Source organism: Corynebacterium sp. AOP40-9SA-29 (genome assembly GCF_052377405.1).
In the GTDB taxonomy this organism is placed as follows: domain Bacteria; phylum Actinomycetota; class Actinomycetes; order Mycobacteriales; family Mycobacteriaceae; genus Corynebacterium.
The window spans coordinates 126,289-144,598 of sequence record NZ_JBQSWR010000001.1 but is presented as its reverse complement, the minus strand read 5'-3'; the positions used below and the strand labels follow the sequence as shown (position 1 = coordinate 144,598).

Here is an 18,310-nt window from a genome sequence, read left to right as displayed (position 1 = left end):
TCGCTTGCCCCGGGGACACTATCAGTAGGCTAACCTCACTGTCAAGAGACGGAAAATCCCCTGACCTGCGGTCTAGCGTGTCTGTGAGCAGGTCCTTTGGACTCCTACCGGGGTCGGGCAGGTTGCTCTACCTGCAGCAGGAATCGGGGGAGGATCTCCTGGCCGGGCAGGGCAGCCGTGATCTCCTGGGCCGCACGGGTGCAGTCGGCACCGAGATCGGCGACGTCTGCCTCGGCGGGGATCCGTAGCCGGATCTCGATGATGTCGGTGCTGCGGTCGGTGGTGGCCCGGTAGGACGCCGAGCGCACGTCGTCGCGCTTCTCGAAGGATTGGGCGACGGCGGAGGCGATGTCTCCCGGGGACGTGCGGATCGTGCCGGTGGGTGCGGACGTCGGCGAGGCGCTCCGGCTGAGCCGGCGCCGCTGGATGTTCACGCCGATAAGGAACAGGCCCACCAGGCCGGTGACCACGGCGGCGATGACCAGGATGGCGGTGTAGTTGTCCTGCTCGGTCAGCCCGGACCAGAAATTACGGTCCACGACGTCGCCGATGGCCTCGGCGGGGCCGAACTCGAATTGCAGTCCGATTGCCCAGAAGGCGAGCCCGCCGAAGAGAAGGAACAGCAGGAAGGTCACGAGCCGGTCGAAGGTTGCTCTGCCACGGTTCACTTGTGCTCACCTCCAGCCGAGACGCTCACGTCGACTGTCGGGTTCGACACCAGGTGCTCGGCAAGTTCGGTGACCTGGGTGGCCACGCTGTCCCGAATGGCTCCGGCGGAGTCCGGGGTCACCGCGGTTTCCACGGTCACGGAGATCTTCTTTCGGGTCGCCACGCTCCGGGCCGTGAGTACCCCAGGTACCCGACGTGCGGCGGCGGTGGACAACCGAGCCACGTCCACGGGTCGGGCGAACAATGCCGTGTCGTCGGCGAAGGAGAGGTGTGTCCGACTGCGGGGTCGCAGCGTGACGATGAGGAAGATGAGAGCGACGATGGCGCAGCCGATGCCGGCCCAGAACATCCAGGGCTCGTGGTGGACCTCGGCGAACCAGTCGAACACCGGTGGCAGGAGCTGCCTCCCACCGACGGTGTCGGTGACGATGAGGATGTCACGGACAATGACAGCGGTGGCACCGATCAGGACGAGCCCGAGCAGGACGGTCCAGCCGCGCGCGTGCGGCGCGGCCTTGGGTTCCGGCGTCGCAGGCGGCGCAGGACGCGACGCGTCCTTCCCCTTCTTCTCGTCGTTCCGGGAGCTCTCATCCAGCGTGGCGAGGTCGACGGCGAACCGGCCGGAGGGCTCCGGACGGTAGTGCTCGGGATGCTGTGGTGCGTTGTGCGTGGTCGTCACCGCGGGCTCCTCTCGTCAAATGTGGACGTGTCTTCCGCGGACGTTCTCCGCCAGCGGCGGGAGGTGTCGACGGTGACAGGGATGGTGCGACGGCGCCGCACGGTGGGGAAGACGGTCACCGGCAGTCCTTGGGGTGTCGGCACTGCCCGGGTGGCTAGCCCGCGGGGGGTGGGAATGTCGCGCAGGCGCGGTCCCGCCGGCGTGGGGACGTCCCGCAGGAGGGGAAGTCCCTTGGCTGGCGGGGGCACGACGACGTCGGCGTGGTCGACAAGTACCGGTTCCATCGGACGCGGACGGGCCGCGTCGTACGGCGCACGCGGGTGACGCACCGGTTCGGTGGGCGGGGTGACCGGGTGGGCGACCTCCGGCGGCGCGGGGAGGTGGACCGGGGTGAGCTGTACGGGGGTCGGCGTGGTGGGCCGACGCACCGGGCTACGGGTCGGGGCGGAGACGTGCCGTGGTGCTGGTGGCAGGTTCAGGATGACCTGGGTGATGTTCACCGACTCCGGCGCCGTCGGATGCTCGACCTCTACCTCCTCCAAAGCGGTGGGGGAGAGAACGTCGGTCACCGATCGCTCGACGGTGGGAGAGGTGACGTCCAGCCGGTCCGTGGTCACACGGGTGAGTTCGGGGGTTCGAGGTGCGCGCACCAGCTCGTCGAGGGTGACCCCGGAGCTGTCGCTGGATTCTTCTTCGCCGGAGCCTGGCACGACCGCGGCGACATCCACATTGACTGCCAGTACGGGTACCCCGGTGCTGTGCTCGATCCATTCACCGACGGTCTCGCGGGTCACCTGGGCCACGGCCACGGTGGGCGCGGGCCAGGCGGTGGCGATCTGGACGTCGGCGACAGCCGCGCGTCCGCCAGGATCCATCTGCACCGAAACCCGGGGCAGTCGCCGACCGGTGAACTGGCCGATCCCGGAGGAGTGGCGCAGCACACCGGGCACGGACAGTGCTGCCCGCGTGGCGATCTTCTCCAGGACCTTCAACTCAATGGATGTATGCGTGCGCTGCTCGCGGTAGGCCTCGCTGCGCGGGAGGTCGCCGGCGGTCGCCGCGTCCGGCACCTCACCCTCGAGGGATGTGGTGCCCGACTGTGTGGTCTGGGTAGACACGGGGGATCAGCCCCGTCCCCGGCCATTGGTGTTGAAGGCGCGGCGGAGGTCGATCAGGCCCTCCAGGTGGGCGCCGACGAGGCCGCCGACCCCGCACAGGACGAGTACCACCAGGAAACCGACCACGCCGTGCCACAGGGCACCGACGGCCAGCAGGAATCCCAGCAGCACCCCGATGATTGTCGCGTACTTCATGATGTCCTCATTCTCTGTCTGACTTGTCGTCTGAGCCGGTCTCGGTGAACCTCCGGGAACCGGGGAAACTGGAGGGCAGCCGGGACCGGACGGTCCGATCGGCGTCCCTGACGAACTTCCCGGCGGCACGCATCACGCGTCGGGTCTTCGGGGAGTGGGCGATGACGGAGCCGCGGGCGCGCAGATCCTCGGTGCGCCGCAGTACTTCGTCGGACGTCCGCTCGGCGAAGTCGGTCGCCTGGCGCGCGACGTCGTCGGGAATGAAACCGGGGAGCTTGACGCTCTCGACGCTCCGGCGCAGCGAGGTGCGTCGTTCCCACTGGGCGTCGAGATCGCGCAGTGCGGCGATGAGTTGGTCATCGGTGCCACCGCGGTCCGGGTGGTGCTCGCGGATGACCTGGCGACGCAGCCGCACGTACTCCGGATCCTTCCGGAAGTCCGGATAGGGTCCGGATGCTCCGGGACTAGTCATGATTGCTCCAAGATCTCCGGTATCGGTGGACGATGGGGGTTACTGGACGCGCGGGGCCTGCTCGGGCTCGGCGTCCTCTTCCTCATTGTCCTCGGGAAGGTGGACATCGTGGACGACGACATTGACCTCGGTGACCTGCAGCCCGGTCATCTCCTCGACGGAGAGGATGATGTTGCGCCGGATCGCCTCAGCCAGTTCGTGGATGGCAACGCCGTACTCGGCGACAATGGCGATGTCGACGGCGGCCTGGCGGTCGCCGACTTCCACGGAGATGCCCTGCTGGACGTTGACGCGACCGCCCGGGATGCGCTCGCGGATGGCGCCGATCGTGCGCGAGGCACCGCCGCCCAGGCCGTGGACACCGGAAACCTCACGGGCTGCCATGCCCGCGATCTTCGACACGACGACGTCGGCGACGGACGTCCGGCCGTGGTCGGTGAACAGATCCGAGTCGGTGTTCTCGCCGTCCTGCACCGCCGGGACCGAGCTGCTTCCGGAGTTCTTCTGGGAGTCGTTGTCACTCATGGGGTGGCCTCACTGTTCTTGAAGAGTCTGAAATGGTGTCTCTCACGGGGCGTGCCGACGTCGGTGTCGGTACTGGCGCCCAGAATACTCATTTTTGCGGGGTGTGACGGCCGGGCAACAGCTCGTCGTGTAGCGCCCCCTCCCGGAGGCCCCCGGCGAGCACCGGGGCCTGCGGGAAGGCGGGATTTGAAGGAAGTGCTCCGGCATGGTTAAATAGCGGACGTTGCTTTGACATTGCGTCTGAGCGTCTTCGCTTTATACCTCGTCATCAGGCCGGATCGGAACCGGTGGTGGGGAAGCCTGAGACGTGAGACGGCGCAGATGGTGAAGTGAGCATGAACCATCATCGACGGATCACCTTCGCCTGGGCACTGCCCGGACGGGGTCGGACTGTCGTGCGGTAACCCAGGTGGACCGGGCCGACACGCCCGACCGCGGGGGCCGGAGGTGGGGCATGGCAAATAAACAGCGGCAGTAAGTGAAGATCCCGGCCACCACGTTGGAGGGGCTCTTCCTCACATAGATTTCGGCGGCCACCAGGGTGCACACCCTCGTGGCTGACCGGACGGTCACCGTGTTTGCCATCGTCTTTCCACGACGGCACCCAGGGAAACCGTGAGACCAACCGAAATCATGACTGGCGTCTGTGCCAGGCCCACGGCCGGACAGCGTTGACATTGAAAAGAAGTTCCCTCGGACCCGGGCTCCGGGCGAGGGGGACACGAGGAAGAGGACTAGCGTGGCGGGACAGAAGATCCGCATCAGGCTCAAGGCCTACGATCACGAGGCAATCGACGCTTCTGCCAAGAAGATTGTCGAGACGGTCACCCGTACCGGTGCTCGTGTGGTCGGCCCTGTGCCTCTGCCCACTGAGAAGAACGTGTACTGCGTCATCCGCTCGCCGCACAAGTACAAGGACTCGCGCGAGCACTTCGAGATGCGCACCCACAAGCGCCTGATCGACATTCTCGACCCGACGCCGAAGACCGTTGACGCCCTGATGCGCATCGATCTGCCGGCGAGCGTCGACGTCAACATCCAGTGATCTCGTCAGAGAACCTGGACTTGAGTCTGAACTGAGGCAGCGGAGACTGAATTATGAGTGAAAACGAGATCAAGGGCATCCTGGGCAAGAAGCTCGGCATGACTCAGATCTTCGACGAGGACAACCGGGTCGTTCCGGTCACCGTCGTCGAGGCTGGGCCGTGCGTCGTCACCCAGGTGCGCACTAAGGACATCGACGGCTACGACGCCGTCCAGATCGCTTACGGCGACATTGACCCGCGTAAGGTCAACAAGCCGCAGGCTGGTCACTTCAAGAAGGCCGGTGTGACCCCGCGCCGCCACTCCACGGAGATCCGCGTCGACGACGCGTCCTCCTACGAGGTCGGCCAGGACATCACCGCAGAACTGTTCGGCGACGTCACCTTCGTTGACGTCACCGGCACCTCCAAGGGCAAGGGCTACGCCGGCGCTATGAAGCGTCACGGCTTCGCCGGTCAGGGCGCCTCCCACGGTAACCAGGCCGCTCACCGCCGCGTCGGTGGCATCGGCGCCTGCGCCACCCCGGGTCGTGTCTTCAAGGGCACCCGGATGGCAGGCCGTATGGGCAACGAGCGCGTCACCCTGCAGAACCTGAAGGTTGCAAAGCTGGACGTCGAGTCCAACCTGCTCCTCATCAAGGGTGCCATCCCCGGAGTTAACGGCGGCATCGTGACCGTCAAGACCGCAGTGAAGGGCGGTGCACACGCATGAGCAATCTGACTCTTAACGTCCAGACCGCCGACGGTGCCACCAATGGCTCGGTCGAGCTGCCCGCGTCCATCTTCGACGTGGAGCCGTCCGTTCCGCTGATGCACCAGGTCGTCGTGGCCCAGCTGGCCGCGAAGCGCCAGGGCACCCACGCCACCAAGACCCGCGGCGAGGTTCGCGGCGGTGGCCGTAAGCCCTTCCGCCAGAAGGGAACCGGTCGCGCCCGTCAGGGTTCGATCCGCGCCCCGCACTACACCGGTGGTGGCACGGTCCACGGCCCGCAGCCGCGTGACTACGACCAGCGGACCCCCAAGAAGATGAAGGCTGCCGCCCTGCGCGGTGCCCTCACCGACCGCGTCCGCAACGAGCGCATCCACCTGGTGGACGAGCTCGTCGCTGGCCAGACCCCGTCGACCAAGGCCGCGCGGACGTTCATCGAGCGTCTCACCGACCGGAAGTCCGTCCTGGTCGTTCTCGGCCGCGAGGACGTCACGGCGTGGAAGTCGGCCAACAACCTGCCGAACGTCCACACCCTGGCCTTCGATCAGCTCAACACCTACGACGTGCTGAACGCAGACGACATCGTGTTCTCCGTCGAGGCGCTCAACGGCTTCATCGCCGTGGCTGACACCGCCAAGGCCGCCGCCAAGGAGGAGGCAAAGTGAGCACCATCGCCGACCCCCGGGACATCATCGTCGCACCCGTCGTCTCCGAGAAGTCCTACGGACTCATGGAGCAGAACGTCTACACGTTCCTGGTGAACCCGGACTCCAACAAGACCCAGATCAAGATTGCCGTCGAGCAGATCTTCGGTGTGAAGGTCGCCAGCGTCAACACCCTGAACCGCGCGGGCAAGCGGAAGCGCTCCCGCACCGGTTACGGTCAGCGCAAGGCCACCAAGCGCGCCATGGTGACCCTGGTCGCCGGCAGCGATCCCATCGACATCTTCGGTGGTGCGACCGCGTAGCGGCCGTGCACACCGACAGGTAAAGAGAGAGCAGAAGTATGGCTATTCGCAAGTACAAGCCGACTACGCCGGGTCGCCGCCAGAGCTCCGTTTCCGAATTCGACGAGATCACTCGTTCGACCCCGGAGAAGTCTCTGCTGCGCCCGCTGTCGAAGACCGGCGGCCGCAACGTCCACGGCCACATCACCACCCGTCACAAGGGTGGCGGCCACAAGCGTCGCTACCGTGTCATCGACTTCCGTCGTAATGACAAGGACGGCATCACCGCCAAGGTCGCGCACATCGAGTACGACCCGAACCGCACCGCAAACATCGCGCTGCTGAACTACGCCGACGGCGAGAAGCGGTACATCATCGCTCCCCGTGGTCTGACGCAGGGCACCGTGATCGAGTCCGGTTCGACGGCCGACATCAAGGCCGGCAACAACCTGCCCCTGCGCAACATCCCCACCGGTACGACCATCCACGCTGTGGAGCTCAAGCCCGGTGGCGGTGCCAAGATGGCCCGCTCCGCCGGTGCCTCGGTGCAGCTGCTGGGTAAGGAAGGCAAGTACGCCATCCTGCGTATGCCGTCCTCCGAGATCCGTCGCGTCGACATCCGTTGCCGCGCCACCGTCGGTCAGGTCGGCAACGTCGACCAGATCAACATCCGGTGGGGCAAGGCCGGCCGTATGCGCTGGAAGGGCGTCCGCCCGACCGTCCGTGGTGTCGTGATGAACCCGGTCGACCACCCGCACGGTGGTGGTGAGGGTAAGACCTCCGGTGGTCGCCACCCGGTCTCCCCGTGGGGCCAGCCTGAGGGCCGTACCCGCAAGCCCAATCGTCCGAGCGACAAGCTGATCGTCCGCCGTCGCCGCAGCAACAAGAACAAGAAGCGCTAAAGGAGGTAGTTGAGAATGCCACGCAGCCTCAAGAAGGGCCCGTTCGTCGACGAACACCTCCTCGCGAAGGTGGACGTTCAGAACGACGCCGGTACCAAGAAGGTCATCAAGACCTGGTCCCGTCGGTCGACCATCCTTCCCGATTTCATCGGTCACACTTTCGCCGTCCACGACGGTCGGAAGCACGTCCCGGTGTTCGTCGATGATTCGATGGTTGGTCACAAGCTGGGCGAGTTCGCCCCGACCAAGACCTTCAAGGGTCACATCAAGGATGACAAGAAGGGTCGGCGATAGATATGTCTGACACCGCTGTCAACAACGCACGCGCAACCGCCAAGTTCGTTCGGGTCACCCCGATGAAGGCACGCCGCGTCATCGACACCATCCGCGGCAAGTCCGTGGAAGACGCCCTGGCACTGCTGCGCTTCGCGCCGCAGTCGGCTTCCGAGCCGATCGCCAAGGTTGTTGCTTCCGCCGCGGCCAACGCCGAGAACAACTTCGGCCTGGATCCCCGTACGCTCGTCGTCTCCGAGGCTTTCGCCGACGAGGGTCCGACGCTCAAGCGGTTCCAGCCGCGCGCTCAGGGTCGGGCCTTCCAGATCCGCAAGCGCACCAGCCACATCACCGTGGTTGTCGAGAGCCAGAAGGGAAGTGCTCAGTAGTGGGCCAGAAGATCCAACCCCACGGCCTCCGGCTGGGTATCACTTCCGAGTGGCGCTCCCGCTGGTACGCCGACAAGCAGTACGCTGACTACCTCGCCGAGGACATCAAGATCCGCGAGTTCCTGTCGAAGGGCCTCGACCGCGCCGGCATCGCCGACGTCGTCATCGAGCGCACCCGCGACCGGGTCCGTGTGGACATCCACACCGCTCGTCCGGGCATCGTCATCGGCCGCCGCGGCTCCGAGGCCGACCGCATCCGCGGTCAGCTGGAGAAGCTCACCGGCAAGCAGGTGCAGCTCAACATCCTCGAGGTCAAGAACATCGACGCGAACGCTCAGCTGGTGGCTCAGTCCATCGCCGAGCAGCTGAGCAACCGCGTGGCATTCCGCCGCGCGATGCGCAAGGCTATCCAGTCCGCGATGCGTCAGCCCGAGGTCAAGGGAATCAAGGTCGTGTGCTCGGGTCGTCTCGGCGGCGCCGAGATGGGCCGCACCGAGCGTTACCACGAAGGTCGCGTTCCGCTGCACACCCTGCGCGCCGAGATCGACTACGGCACCTACGAGGCCCACACCACCTTCGGACGCATCGGCGTCAAGGTGTGGATCTACAAGGGTGACGTCGTCGGCGGTCGCCGGGAGTCCCTGCAGAACGCACGCGACGAGCGTCCGCGCCGCAACAACCGCGAGCGTCCGCGCCGCGGTGGTGCCCGGCGCCAGCGCGCAGAGCAGAAGCAGGAGGGTTAACCCGTGCTTATCCCCAAGCGCACGAAGTACCGTCGCCAGCACCGTCCGCACCGTTCCGGTGTGTCCAAGGGCGGTAACCGGGTGACGTTCGGCGAATACGGCCTGCAGGCCCTGGAGCCGACCTACATCACCAACCGTCAGATCGAAGCTGCCCGTATCGCCATCAACCGCCACGTCAAGCGTGGTGGCAAGGTGTGGATCAACATCTTCCCGGACCGTCCCCTGACCCAGAAGCCGCTCGGCGTGCGTATGGGTTCCGGTAAGGGCCCCGTGGAGAAGTGGGTGGCAAACGTCAAGCCCGGCCGCATTCTCTTCGAGATGGATTACCCCAACGAGGAGATCGCCCTCGAGGCGCTCCGTCGTGCCGGCAACAAGCTGCCCTGCAAGGTGCGCATCGTGAAGAAGGAGGATCAGTTCTGATGGCTACCGGAACCCCGGCTCACGAATTCCGCGAGCTCAACAATGAAGAACTGACCACCCGTCTCACGGAGGCGAAGGAAGAGCTGTTCAACCTGCGCTTCCAGTCCGCCACCGGTCAGCTGTCCAACAACCGTCGACTGGGCACCGTGAAGCGCGACATCGCCCGGATCTACACCGTCCTGCGCGAGCGCGAGCTCGGCCTGTCCACCGTCCCCGGTGGTGAGGACGCATAATGAGCGAGGCTACTGTGAGCAACGAGAACACCAAGGGCGCACGTAAGGTCCGCACCGGATACGTCGTATCCGACAAGATGAGCAAGACCATCGTGGTCGAGCTCGAGGATCGTAAGAAGCACGCCCTTTACGGCAAGATCATGCGCGCGAACTCCAAGGTGAAGGCGCATGATGAGAACGAGAACGCCGGCATCGGCGACCTCGTCCGCATCGAGGAGACCCGGCCGCTGTCCAAGGACAAGCACTTCCGTCTCCTGGAGATCGTCGAGAAGGCCAAGTAGTCCCCTCCCAGGGATCACCCTCTTCTTGACGCGTTAAACCCCCGCACCCCGGATCACTCCGGGTGGCGGGGGTTTCGTGCGTGCGGGGGCTGGTGCGTTCGGTTTTCGCCCGACCCCGCGTCGCGTACAGGATCGGGGCTTCTCGTGCCGAGTGAGGAACGAATCGGGCACGCGGCGCGGGGTTCTGCTCCAGCGCGAAGGGTTCTACCGTGCCAGAAGATGCCTACCCAACCTGCTGGGCCTTCTTACTCACCTTGCCCACACCGGTGACGGGGAACTCGTCGACCACGTCGATGACATCCGGCACCGCGAAGCTCGCCAACCCTTGTTCCCGCACGTACCTCTTGAGTGCACCGGCCTTCAGCGGCTCCGTGGCGTCCGAGCGGGGGATCACCAGCGCCCGGATCTTCTCGCCGAGCACCTCGTCCGGCACTCCGACGACCGAGACGTCGTGCACACCGGGGTGGGTGAGCAGGACATTCTCGACGGCCTCCGGGGCAATTTTCTCGCCTCCGCGGTTGATCTGGTCCTTGGCGCGCCCGACCACGGTCAGTGTGCCATCGACGAAGACCACGATGTCGCCGGTGCGGTAGTAGCCCTCTTCGGTGAAGGAACGGGCGTTGACCTCGGGGGCACGGTGATACTGGCGGATCGTGTACGGCCCGCGGGTCAGCAGGTTGCCGGGCGTGCCGGCGGGCACCTCCCGGTCCTCGTCGTCGACGACGAGGATCTCGTCGTACGGACTCATCGGACGGCCCTGGGTCGCCACGATCTCTTCGATGTCGGCGTCCAGCGGGGTGTAGTTGACCAGCCCCTCGGCCATGCCGAAGACCTGCTGGAGGTTCCAGCCGAGCTCGGGGCGCACCCGCCGTGCGGCGGCCTCGGAGAGTTTCGCCCCGCCGACCCAGACGGTGCGCACACTAGTGATGTCGTGATTGGCGCGATCCGGGTAGTTGAGCAAGCTGATCAGTGCCGGGGGCACGAGCGCCAGGTGGGTCACGTGGTGACGTTCGATCAGGGGCAGCACTTCGGTGGGCAGGGGACCGTCGGCGAAGATGATGGTCGCGCCGACCTGTACGGCCCCGAGGATGCCGGGGGAACTCATGGTGAAGTTGTGCGATGCGGGCAGGGCGACGAGCAGGACGTCGCCGCCGCGCAGGTCGCAGACGTCGATGGACGCGCGCACGGAGTAGAGGTAGTCGTCGTGGGTGCGCGGGATCTGCTTGGGTACGCCGGTGGTCCCGCCGGAGAGCTGCAGGAACGCCAGGGCTTCCGGGGACGCCGGCGTCAGCGGGGCGGCGCTCGCAGCGTCCTCCGTAGCGTCCTCCGCAGCAATCCAAGGCTCCGCGGCGCGCTCGTCGACGAGCACGGTGACGACGGTGCGTCCGTCGTCGAGCGGTCGGGCCAGGTCGTCCTGCACGCGGGTGAGGTGCTTGTTGGGACGCGACGTGCCCACGTAGTGGTTGGCGGGGGCGTGGGTGGCGAAGTGGCGGACTTCGGAGGATCCGTGGGCCGGCAGGGCGAAGACGGGGACGGCGCCCAGGCGCCACAGCGCGAAGATGGTCTCCAGGTAGGCCACGCTATTGGGTAGCTGGACGACCACTCCATCGCCGTGGCCGACGCCGGCGGCGGCGAGCACGCTGGCGGCGCGGGCTACGCCGTCGTCCAGTTCGGACCAGGTCAGTGACCGTGTGGCGTCGACGGCGGCGATGGCGTCCGGTCGGGCCTCTACGGTGCGGCGGAAGAGGGCCCAGTGGGTGTCGCCGGTCCACGCACCGAGTGCGCGGTAGTGGGCTGCGGCCTCGGCGGTGAAGCCGTTGGCGAGGGTGTCGTTCATACCAGTGTCTCCTTTTCGACGGTCTGATCGGCAGTAAGCGCGGCAGCGATGGCGGGGGCGATGGCGTCCCATCCGTCGTCGGTGACGAGTCCGGCGTGGGTGGTGTCTAGGGGCAGGACGTCCGGCTCGTGGGCTAGCGCGTCGCGCCAGGCGGGCGCGGGGTCCCAGACGATGTCGGGCCGGCCCTCGGCCAGTAGTTCGTCGGCCCGCGTGGCGACGATGACCTGCGTCGTCCCGGTGAATTCGCCCAGGTCAACCGGGGCGGCCGTGCGCAGCAGCCGGTCGCAGTAGGTGAGGTTGGCCAGCAGGGTGGCGGTGTCGTCGGTCGCGAGGTTGCTCTCGATGCCGCTCCCCGTCAGCGCGCGCAGTTGGTCGTCGCTGTAGTTGGACGCTGCGGGGGCGTCGGGCAAGGCCGGTCCCGCGCCGGACGGGTAGGCGTCGAGCACACCGAGGTAGACGACCTCCTCGCCGCGGCGCAGCAGTTCGGCGACCATTGCCTGGGCGACGACCCCGCCGAAGGAGTAGCCCAGCACCCGGTACGGCCCGTGGGCCTGGACCGACTGCACCGTGTCGACGTAGCCGGCGGCGAGTGCGGCGATGTCCGCGACCTCGGGGTGCGGGTCGGGTAGGTGCAGCCCGGTCACCGGGACGTCGTGGCTGGCCAGCCTGGTGGCCAGACCGCGGAAGGGCAGCGCCGATCCGCCGGCGGGGTGCACGCAGAACAATGGGTCACCATTGCCAGTCGTCAGGGACAGGACGTTGGACGCTGCGGCGTCGTCTGAGTCGGACGTCCCGGCAAGCCGTGCGGCCAGCGCCGCCGGCGAGCCGGTTTCCACGATGTCCTGGATGGTCACCGTCGCCAGCGCGCCGGTGCCGTCGCGACGCAGACGCCCGAGCAGCCGCATGGCCAGCAGGGAGTGTCCGCCGATGTCGAAGAAGTTGTCGTGGACGTCCACGGTGTCCACTCCCAGCAGGTCGGCCATGAGCGTGGCCGCTGTCTCGGCGATGGCAGAGTCTGCAGCACCGGACGCACCGGACGCACCGGACGCGCTAGACACGCCGGACGCCTCGGCGTCGTGCTCGGTCTCGGCCGCGACGGACGGGCCGGTGGTACGCGCGACCCAGGCGGCGGGCAGGGCGTCGAGCACCTCGCCCACGGTGTGCTGCGCGCCGTCGGTCAGCATGCCCAACACCGTCCGAAGCGTCTGCGCTGCCTGCTCGACGAAGGCCTCGTCGACCAGATCCGCGCGGTGCGCGAGCACCACACGCGGGACGTCACCGGGCGGCACCACCAGCGACAACGGGAAATCCGTCATCCCGTCGGCGTGCACCGCGGCGACGGTCACCCGGTCCTGAGCGTCCGGCGCGCCCTGAGCGTCCGGCGCGTCCTGCAATGCCGGGAAGTTGTCGTAGACCACCAAGGTGTCGAACAACGAGCCCACGCCGGCGAGTTGTTCGATGTGTACCAGCGGGGTCGAGGCGTGGGCGGTCATCTCGGCCTGACCGCGGCCGAGGCTGGTGAGCAGCGCGCCGAGCCGGTCCGTCCGATGAAGCGCGACGCGTGCGGGCAGGGTGTTGATGAACAAGCCGACGGTGTGCTCGATACCGTCGAGTTCGGCCGGTCGGCCGGATACGGTCGTGCCGAAGACCACGTCGTCGCGTCCGGACAGCGCCGCCAAGGTGAGGGACCAGGCTGCCTGCAGCAGCGTATTGGGTGTCACGCCGGCCTGCCGGGCCGTGCCGGTGAAGTTCTCAGTGAATGCGTCGGACGCTCCGGCGATCTCCTGCACCTGCTCGCGCGGAGCCGCGGCGCTGGTCCCGGGCGCGGGGGCCAGCTCGCGCACGAGGGTGCCGCGGTCGAGGCCGTCGAGGTGGGCGCGCCAGGCGTCGTCGGCGTCGCGCGGGTCCTGACCGGCGAGCCAGTCGAGGTAGGTGGCGTAGGACGCGGCGCGTGGGAGTGGCTCGTCGTGGTAGATCGCCAGCAGGTCGCGCAGCATCACCGGGGTTGACCACCCGTCGGTGAGCAGGTGGTGGTTGCCCAGCACGAGGCGCGCGGTGGGGGAGCCGTCCGCGCCATCCGGCAGCAGGACCAGCGTCGCGGTCACCAGCGGCCCGCGGGCGGTGTCCACCCGGCGGTGCGCGGTGGTGGCCAGCAGGTCATCGGCGGCGCGCAGCGCGTCCTCGCGGGCGAACCCGCGCAGGTCAACGGTGCGCCAGGGCAGATCGACACCACGCGGGACGACCTGTACCGGGCTGTGGTGGGTGCTGGTGTCGAACCGGGCGCGCAGCTGGTCGTGACGGTGCAGTACGCCAGCGAAGGCGCGGTGCAGACGCTCGGGGTCGACCGTGCCGCGCAGGTCGACGCCGGCGGCGAGCACGTAGCCATCACCGCCGTTGACGGCGTGGTAGAGCAGCCCCTCCTGCAGCGTGGAAAGCGGCCGGACGTCCGACAGCGGGCCATGCTCCTGTTCCCACCCGTCGATCGTGTCCTGGCTGACCCCGCCATGCCTCGCGAGGGTGAGGTCGCTGGGGGACGCACCGCCGTCGGACGTGCGGGCGTGGATGGCCAGGTCGGTGAAGGCGCGGGACGCCCGGTCGGCCAGCTCGGCGTCTCCGGCGAGCACGGTGTCGGTGTCGCCGACGATCAGCAGCGGTGCATGCGCACTGTGTCCGACCGGAATCATGTGGGTGTCTCCGCAGGTCACGGTGATGGCGGCGGGAACTGTCGATGCTGTGTCGCCGCGGTGTTCTTTGGCATGCAGCAGCGCTGACCGTGGTGTTGCCTGCTCGTGGTCGGGCAGGGCAGGCAGGGCGGGGACGCGACGCACGGTGCTCAGCGCCCCGATCACCCCGGTGGTGTCGGACGTCTCATCGGACGCACGGCTCAGCACGTCGACGGGCCCACCGGTGGCCAGCAGCGCCGCGGCGACGGCCACGTCCAACGGCCGTGCCCGGTAAGACTCGGCGAGCCGGTCGAAGACGCCCGGGGCGTCCGACAGGGTGGTGCGGTGGCAGGTCACCGGGCTCACAGGAGTCACGGGACTCTTCAGGTCCGGGGCGACCGCTGCGGCGCGCCACGAGCTCGTCGGCGCGGCGAGCGCACGTCCGGATAGCGCGGCGGCGAGGTCGCCCAGTAGGACGCCGACAGATGCCTGGTCGATCACTGCAGCGTCGACGGCGATCCGCAGCGAAGTCCCGCCGCCGGCTGGTGGGGCGATCCGCCACACAACCCCGGAGGCTGGTGATACCGACTCGGCGAGTTGCTCACCGTCAAGGCCCGCCGGGGCGATGACTGCCTCGGCGGGCACCTGGGCCACGCGCGGCACGATGAAGCGCGGTGCCCCGGCGATGGACGTGTCGAGCACGGCGCGCAGCGCGCCGTGGGTGGTCATCATCGTGGCGACCGCAGTGCGCAGTCGGTCGGCGAGTTCGGTGGCCGGCAGGTGTGCGACGTCGAGGTGCCCGAATAGAACCGCTCGGGTTCCGGTGACTAGCCCGGTGGGTACGGCGCCGGTGTCATAGCGTAGGCCGGCTTCGGTCGTCGTGCTGTCGCTTCGAGACTCCTGCCGGACGCTTCGGCCCGAAAGTGCTCCGGCCGGCCCTGCAACGCGTCCAGCACCAGCTCCGATATCACCCAGTTCGACCCCGCCGAGCAGGTCCTTCGCCTGGACTACCAGGCCGCGTTGCCGCAGCTGTCCGGCGACGGTGAGCGCGCCGATGCTGTCGCCGCCGAGGCTGATGAAGTCCCGGTCGAGGTCGATGCTGGTATCGGGGACGTCGAGCGTCTCGGCAACGACCTCGACGAGGAGATGCTCGGCGTCGGTACAGGCAGGACGCCCCGGCGTCCCCGCGCCTTCAGCAGTATCGGCGCCGGCGGCGTCCTGAAGGGCGCGCCGGTCGACCTTGCCGCCGACGGTCAGCGGCAGCCGGTCGTGCACCAGCACCCGGGTGGGCACCAGGTGGCCGGGGACCGTGGCCGCCATGTCGGCACGCACCGACGCGGGCGTGGTCGAGCCCTCGGCGGTGATGTGGGCGATGAGTTTCAGCGCGCCGGGCTGCCCGAAGGTGCCGACGGCCGCGCCGGTGACCTGCGGCAGGGCCAACAGGGCGGCCTCGACCTCGCCGGGCTCTACGCGGTGGCCGCGGATCTCCAACTGGTTGTCGACGCGGCCGAGGAAGTGGTGTGCACCGCCGGCGTCCGGCACCCATCGCACCAGGTCACCGGTGCGGTAGCGTCGTTCGCCGTCCACCGTGTCGAAGGCGGCGGCGGACTGCTCCGGCAGGCCCCGGTAGCCCAGTGCGACCTGCGGGCCGGCGAGGAAGAGTTCGCCGGTCTCGTGGTCGGGGACGACTTCGCCGTCGGTGTCGAGGATCTGCGCGGTCATGCCGGGCACGGGGCGTCCGATGGTCACCGGGCCGTCGGTGACGCGGGCGGACAGCGCGTCCACGGTGGTCTCGGTGGGGCCGTAGACATTCCACGCCTGGAAATCGCGGGTGCGCGCCAGCGCGGCGAGCCGGTCCCACAGTGACTGCGGTACGGCTTCGCCGCCGAGGATGACCGTGGAGACCTCGGCGTCGTCGAGCGCACCGGAGTCGATGAGGGCACCGGCGAGTGAGGGGGTGGCGTCGAGCACGTCGATGCTGTCGTTGGTCAGGGCGGCGCGCATCGAGGCGGGGTCACCGACGGTATCGGTGGTGTAGAGGTGCACGGTCGCTCCGGTAAAGATCCAGGACAACTGGTCGATCGCGGCGTCGAAGGAGAAGGACGCGGTGTGGGCGATGTGCATATGCTCCGAGCGCGCACGCGTCCAGGCGTCGGGGTAGAGCCCGGTGCGGTGCCCGGCGAGCAGCGCTTCCACCGCGGTGCGGGTGACCTGCACACCTTTCGGTGTGCCGGTCGTGCCGGAGGTATAGAGCAGGTACGCCAGGTCGGGTGTGACGTCGCCGGCCGCACAGCCAGTGGGACGCACGCCGGACTCGTCGATCACGGCGACGGCCCCGGAGTCGGCGAGGATCGCCTCGCGCCGGGCCTGCGGATGCTCGCGGTCGAGCACGACCACGGCCCGGTGGGCCCGCCACACCGCGAGCAGGGCGACGGCCAGGTCCACGCTCTTGGGCAGGTCCACGGCGACAACGCCGAACTCCCCGTTATCCCCGGTGACCTGCGCGATCTCCTCGGCGAGTGCGGTGATACGGCCGTGGAGGGACGCGGCGTCGAGGGCGCTGTGCGCGTCGACGAGGCGTCCTTCACCGGACGCCAGGGCGTCGATGAGGTCGTTGAGGGGCAGGACGCTCCGGGCGTCCGGCATCGGGTCACCGGCGCGCTGCCGTGCGGCGGCGTCGGTGAACTCGCGGCTGCGCAGCCGGACGTCCTGCAGTGGGCCTTCTGCGGTGAGTAGCGCGCGGATGTCCTCGAGACGCTGGCGGGCGGTGTCGGCGTTTACGCTGTCTGGGTCGGTCTCGAAGGCGAGGTCGACGCCGCCATCGGCGGCCGGGGTGACCACGAGCACCAGGTCTTCCGGTGGACCGCCGGCGACATTGCGCAGCACGCCGGTGGTTCCGTGGAAGTCGAGGGTGAAGTCGAAGGTCTTCAGGTTCAGGCCCACCCCGTGCAGCACCGCTGGGCTGCCGAGGTCGCGGGAGAGTTCGCTGCCGGGGTAGCGCTGGTGGGTGCGCAGGGCGTCCAGACCGGTGCGCACGGTCGCGGCCAGATCGGTGACGCTTCCGGTCGGGTCGACCGGCAGGCGCAGCGGGAGCATATTGACCAGCATCGCCGGGGTCCGACGCAGCGGTCCGGAGGTGCGCGCCATCAGCGGCATCGCGATGAGTGCCTCGCAGCTGCTCTTGGGTGCAGCGGAGGCGTGGCCGAGTTTGCGCAGCCAGGCGGCGTAGGCGGCGGTGACCAGGTCGGACCAGGCCAGGCCGAGGTCCTCGGCGCGGGCCTTCAGCGTCTCGACCTCGGACGCCGGCAGACGCAGGGTGGTGGTGATGCTGGCGGTGCCGGCACCGTGGACGAGGTCCTCGCGTCCGGCGGTGGCAGGGGTGGGCGTCATGGTGTCGGCCCAGAAGTCGCGGTCGGCGCGGTAGTCCTCGCCGGCCCGGTAGGCGGTGTCGGCGGCGACGACCTCGGCGATCGGGGCGAACTTGGTGCGTCGGGCGGGACGTCCTCCGGCCAGTGCGGTGTAGTGGGCGGCGGTGCGCCTGGTCAGCAGGGCGGCACTGTAGCCGTCGACGATGATGTGGTGGTACAGCTGTATGCACCACACCTCATTGGTGCTGGTCTCGCCTGTTTCTCCTGTTTCTCCTGTTTCTCCGAGGTCGAGGATGAGATAGCGGAACAGCGGCCCCTCGGTCATGGTGCGCCAGCGTTCCGCGCAGGCGGTCTTCTCCGCGTCGATCACCGCGGTGGCGGTGAGTCGGGGGTCCGGGGCGTCGGAGAGGTCCAAGATTTCGGGCATCACCGCGGCGGTGTCGTCGACATACTGGCGGGGGTCATCATCGGTGTCGGTGAAGCGCAGCCGCAGGGTCTCGGCCTCGTCGACGGTGAGCCGGACGGCCTCGGCGAGGAGGCTGGTGTCGATGCGTCCGGCATCAGCTTCTGGTCTCAGTTCCAGCACCTCGCCGACCACGTAGTAGGGGGAGGTGGGGTCGAGCTGCTGGGCGTTCCAGATCCCGTGCTGCGCGGCGGTGAGCGGGAGGAGGCCGGCGGCGGAGTTGGCAGCGGAGCCAGGGATGGAACCGGGGGACGACGGGTGGGGCACCGGTGGTCCTTTCAGGATAGGAAGTTGGAGAGGCTTACTTCACTTCACGGGGCGGTGGTAGAGTCTGCGCGTCACCGAAGCGGTGACGGCGAACTCCCAAAACGAACGACGAAGA

Annotated in this window: 19 protein-coding genes; 11 read left to right on the top strand and 8 right to left on the bottom strand. The window is 68.2% G+C overall.

The window, feature by feature from the left end; translation table 11 throughout:
- Positions 1 to 104 precede the first annotated feature (104 nt).
- Genes ACT3SZ_RS00730 through ACT3SZ_RS00705 form a run of 6 tightly spaced genes read right to left on the bottom strand, consistent with a single transcriptional unit; the run spans position 105 to position 3,658 of the window.
- A complete protein-coding gene (locus ACT3SZ_RS00730; protein WP_444615914.1) occupies positions 105 to 668 on the bottom strand; it encodes a hypothetical protein in 564 nt (187 codons plus the stop codon).
- On the bottom strand, positions 665 to 1,348 hold the full coding sequence (locus ACT3SZ_RS00725; protein WP_444615912.1) for a hypothetical protein: 684 nt from the start codon (positions 1,346 to 1,348) through the stop codon (positions 665 to 667). The genes ACT3SZ_RS00730 and ACT3SZ_RS00725 overlap by 4 nt, the downstream gene beginning before the upstream one ends.
- Entirely contained in the window at positions 1,345 to 2,466 is a 1,122-nt protein-coding gene (locus ACT3SZ_RS00720; protein WP_444615911.1) for an Asp23/Gls24 family envelope stress response protein, read from the bottom strand. Before ACT3SZ_RS00720 ends, ACT3SZ_RS00725 begins: the two co-directional genes overlap by 4 nt.
- Before the next feature lie 6 nt (positions 2,467 to 2,472).
- A complete protein-coding gene (locus tag ACT3SZ_RS00715; protein ID WP_444615909.1) occupies positions 2,473 to 2,661 on the bottom strand; it encodes a hypothetical protein in 189 nt (62 codons plus the stop codon).
- Between the two features lie 7 nt (positions 2,662 to 2,668).
- Entirely contained in the window at positions 2,669 to 3,133 is a 465-nt protein-coding gene (locus ACT3SZ_RS00710; protein ID WP_444615907.1) for a hypothetical protein, read from the bottom strand.
- A gap of 39 nt (positions 3,134 to 3,172) precedes the next feature.
- Positions 3,173 to 3,658, bottom strand: a complete 486-nt coding sequence (locus ACT3SZ_RS00705; protein ID WP_444615906.1) for an Asp23/Gls24 family envelope stress response protein — start codon at positions 3,656 to 3,658, stop codon at positions 3,173 to 3,175.
- 739 nt (positions 3,659 to 4,397) lie between these two features.
- On the opposite strand from ACT3SZ_RS00705, the gene rpsJ reads away from it, so the two are divergent.
- Genes rpsJ through rpsQ form a run of 11 tightly spaced genes read left to right on the top strand, consistent with a single transcriptional unit; the run spans position 4,398 to position 9,597 of the window.
- Positions 4,398 to 4,703 carry a 30S ribosomal protein S10 gene (rpsJ, locus tag ACT3SZ_RS00700; protein ID WP_010120790.1) on the top strand — a complete coding sequence of 102 codons (306 nt, stop codon included), beginning with the start codon at positions 4,398 to 4,400 and terminating at the stop codon, positions 4,701 to 4,703.
- Positions 4,704 to 4,756: 53 nt separating this feature from the next.
- Entirely contained in the window at positions 4,757 to 5,413 is a 657-nt protein-coding gene (gene rplC, locus ACT3SZ_RS00695; protein ID WP_441583039.1) for a 50S ribosomal protein L3, read from the top strand.
- Positions 5,410 to 6,075, top strand: a complete 666-nt coding sequence (gene rplD / locus ACT3SZ_RS00690) for a 50S ribosomal protein L4 (RefSeq protein WP_441583040.1) — start codon at positions 5,410 to 5,412, stop codon at positions 6,073 to 6,075. Before rplC ends, rplD begins: the two co-directional genes overlap by 4 nt.
- Positions 6,072 to 6,377 carry a 50S ribosomal protein L23 gene (rplW, locus tag ACT3SZ_RS00685; protein WP_444614782.1) on the top strand — a complete coding sequence of 102 codons (306 nt, stop codon included), beginning with the start codon at positions 6,072 to 6,074 and terminating at the stop codon, positions 6,375 to 6,377. Before rplD ends, rplW begins: the two co-directional genes overlap by 4 nt.
- Positions 6,378 to 6,415: 38 nt before the next feature.
- A complete protein-coding gene (gene rplB, locus ACT3SZ_RS00680; protein WP_444614781.1) occupies positions 6,416 to 7,258 on the top strand; it encodes a 50S ribosomal protein L2 in 843 nt (280 codons plus the stop codon).
- 15 nt (positions 7,259 to 7,273) lie between these two features.
- Positions 7,274 to 7,552: a 30S ribosomal protein S19 gene (gene rpsS / locus ACT3SZ_RS00675; RefSeq protein WP_301520879.1), complete on the top strand. Its 279-nt coding sequence runs from the start codon at positions 7,274 to 7,276 to the stop codon at positions 7,550 to 7,552.
- Positions 7,553 to 7,554: 2 nt separating this feature from the next.
- On the top strand, positions 7,555 to 7,920 hold the full coding sequence (gene rplV / locus ACT3SZ_RS00670; RefSeq protein ID WP_038546287.1) for a 50S ribosomal protein L22: 366 nt from the start codon (positions 7,555 to 7,557) through the stop codon (positions 7,918 to 7,920).
- Complete coding sequence (rpsC, locus tag ACT3SZ_RS00665; RefSeq protein ID WP_038546290.1) at positions 7,920 to 8,663, top strand: 30S ribosomal protein S3; 744 nt, start codon at positions 7,920 to 7,922, stop codon at positions 8,661 to 8,663. The genes rplV and rpsC overlap by 1 nt, the downstream gene beginning before the upstream one ends.
- A 3-nt stretch (positions 8,664 to 8,666) precedes the next feature.
- Complete coding sequence (gene rplP / locus ACT3SZ_RS00660; RefSeq protein WP_441582748.1) at positions 8,667 to 9,083, top strand: 50S ribosomal protein L16; 417 nt, start codon at positions 8,667 to 8,669, stop codon at positions 9,081 to 9,083.
- On the top strand, positions 9,083 to 9,316 hold the full coding sequence (rpmC, locus tag ACT3SZ_RS00655; protein WP_441582747.1) for a 50S ribosomal protein L29: 234 nt from the start codon (positions 9,083 to 9,085) through the stop codon (positions 9,314 to 9,316). Before rplP ends, rpmC begins: the two co-directional genes overlap by 1 nt.
- Positions 9,316 to 9,597, top strand: coding sequence for a 30S ribosomal protein S17 (gene rpsQ, locus ACT3SZ_RS00650; RefSeq protein ID WP_444615904.1), 282 nt, complete (start codon positions 9,316 to 9,318; stop codon positions 9,595 to 9,597). Before rpmC ends, rpsQ begins: the two co-directional genes overlap by 1 nt.
- 223 nt (positions 9,598 to 9,820) lie before the next feature.
- Here the strand turns inward: rpsQ and ACT3SZ_RS00645 are convergent, their stop codons facing one another.
- Both ACT3SZ_RS00645 and ACT3SZ_RS00640 read right to left on the bottom strand, forming a co-directional pair.
- Positions 9,821 to 11,434, bottom strand: coding sequence for a (2,3-dihydroxybenzoyl)adenylate synthase (locus ACT3SZ_RS00645; protein ID WP_444615903.1), 1,614 nt, complete (start codon positions 11,432 to 11,434; stop codon positions 9,821 to 9,823).
- Positions 11,431 to 18,195, bottom strand: a complete 6,765-nt coding sequence (locus ACT3SZ_RS00640; protein WP_444615902.1) for a condensation domain-containing protein — start codon at positions 18,193 to 18,195, stop codon at positions 11,431 to 11,433. The genes ACT3SZ_RS00645 and ACT3SZ_RS00640 overlap by 4 nt, the downstream gene beginning before the upstream one ends.
- Positions 18,196 to 18,310 lie beyond the last annotated feature (115 nt).

Excerpts from the sequence above, each read along its gene's own strand:
- rplC (WP_441583039.1), top strand. The coding sequence starts at position 4,757 with ATGAGTGAAAACGAGATCAAGGGCATCCTGGGCAAGAAGCTCGGCATG.
- rpsS (WP_301520879.1), top strand. The coding sequence starts at position 7,274 with ATGCCACGCAGCCTCAAGAAGGGCCCGTTCGTCGACGAACACCTCCTC.
- rplB (WP_444614781.1), top strand. The coding sequence starts at position 6,416 with ATGGCTATTCGCAAGTACAAGCCGACTACGCCGGGTCGCCGCCAGAGC.
- rpmC (WP_441582747.1), top strand. The coding sequence starts at position 9,083 with ATGGCTACCGGAACCCCGGCTCACGAATTCCGCGAGCTCAACAATGAA.
- ACT3SZ_RS00645 (WP_444615903.1), bottom strand. The coding sequence starts at position 11,434 with ATGAACGACACCCTCGCCAACGGCTTCACCGCCGAGGCCGCAGCCCAC.
- ACT3SZ_RS00715 (WP_444615909.1), bottom strand. The coding sequence starts at position 2,661 with ATGAAGTACGCGACAATCATCGGGGTGCTGCTGGGATTCCTGCTGGCC.
- ACT3SZ_RS00705 (WP_444615906.1), bottom strand. The coding sequence starts at position 3,658 with ATGAGTGACAACGACTCCCAGAAGAACTCCGGAAGCAGCTCGGTCCCG.
- rpsQ (WP_444615904.1), top strand. The coding sequence starts at position 9,316 with ATGAGCGAGGCTACTGTGAGCAACGAGAACACCAAGGGCGCACGTAAG.
- rplV (WP_038546287.1), top strand. The coding sequence starts at position 7,555 with ATGTCTGACACCGCTGTCAACAACGCACGCGCAACCGCCAAGTTCGTT.
- ACT3SZ_RS00710 (WP_444615907.1), bottom strand. The coding sequence starts at position 3,133 with ATGACTAGTCCCGGAGCATCCGGACCCTATCCGGACTTCCGGAAGGAT.
- rplD (WP_441583040.1), top strand. The coding sequence starts at position 5,410 with ATGAGCAATCTGACTCTTAACGTCCAGACCGCCGACGGTGCCACCAAT.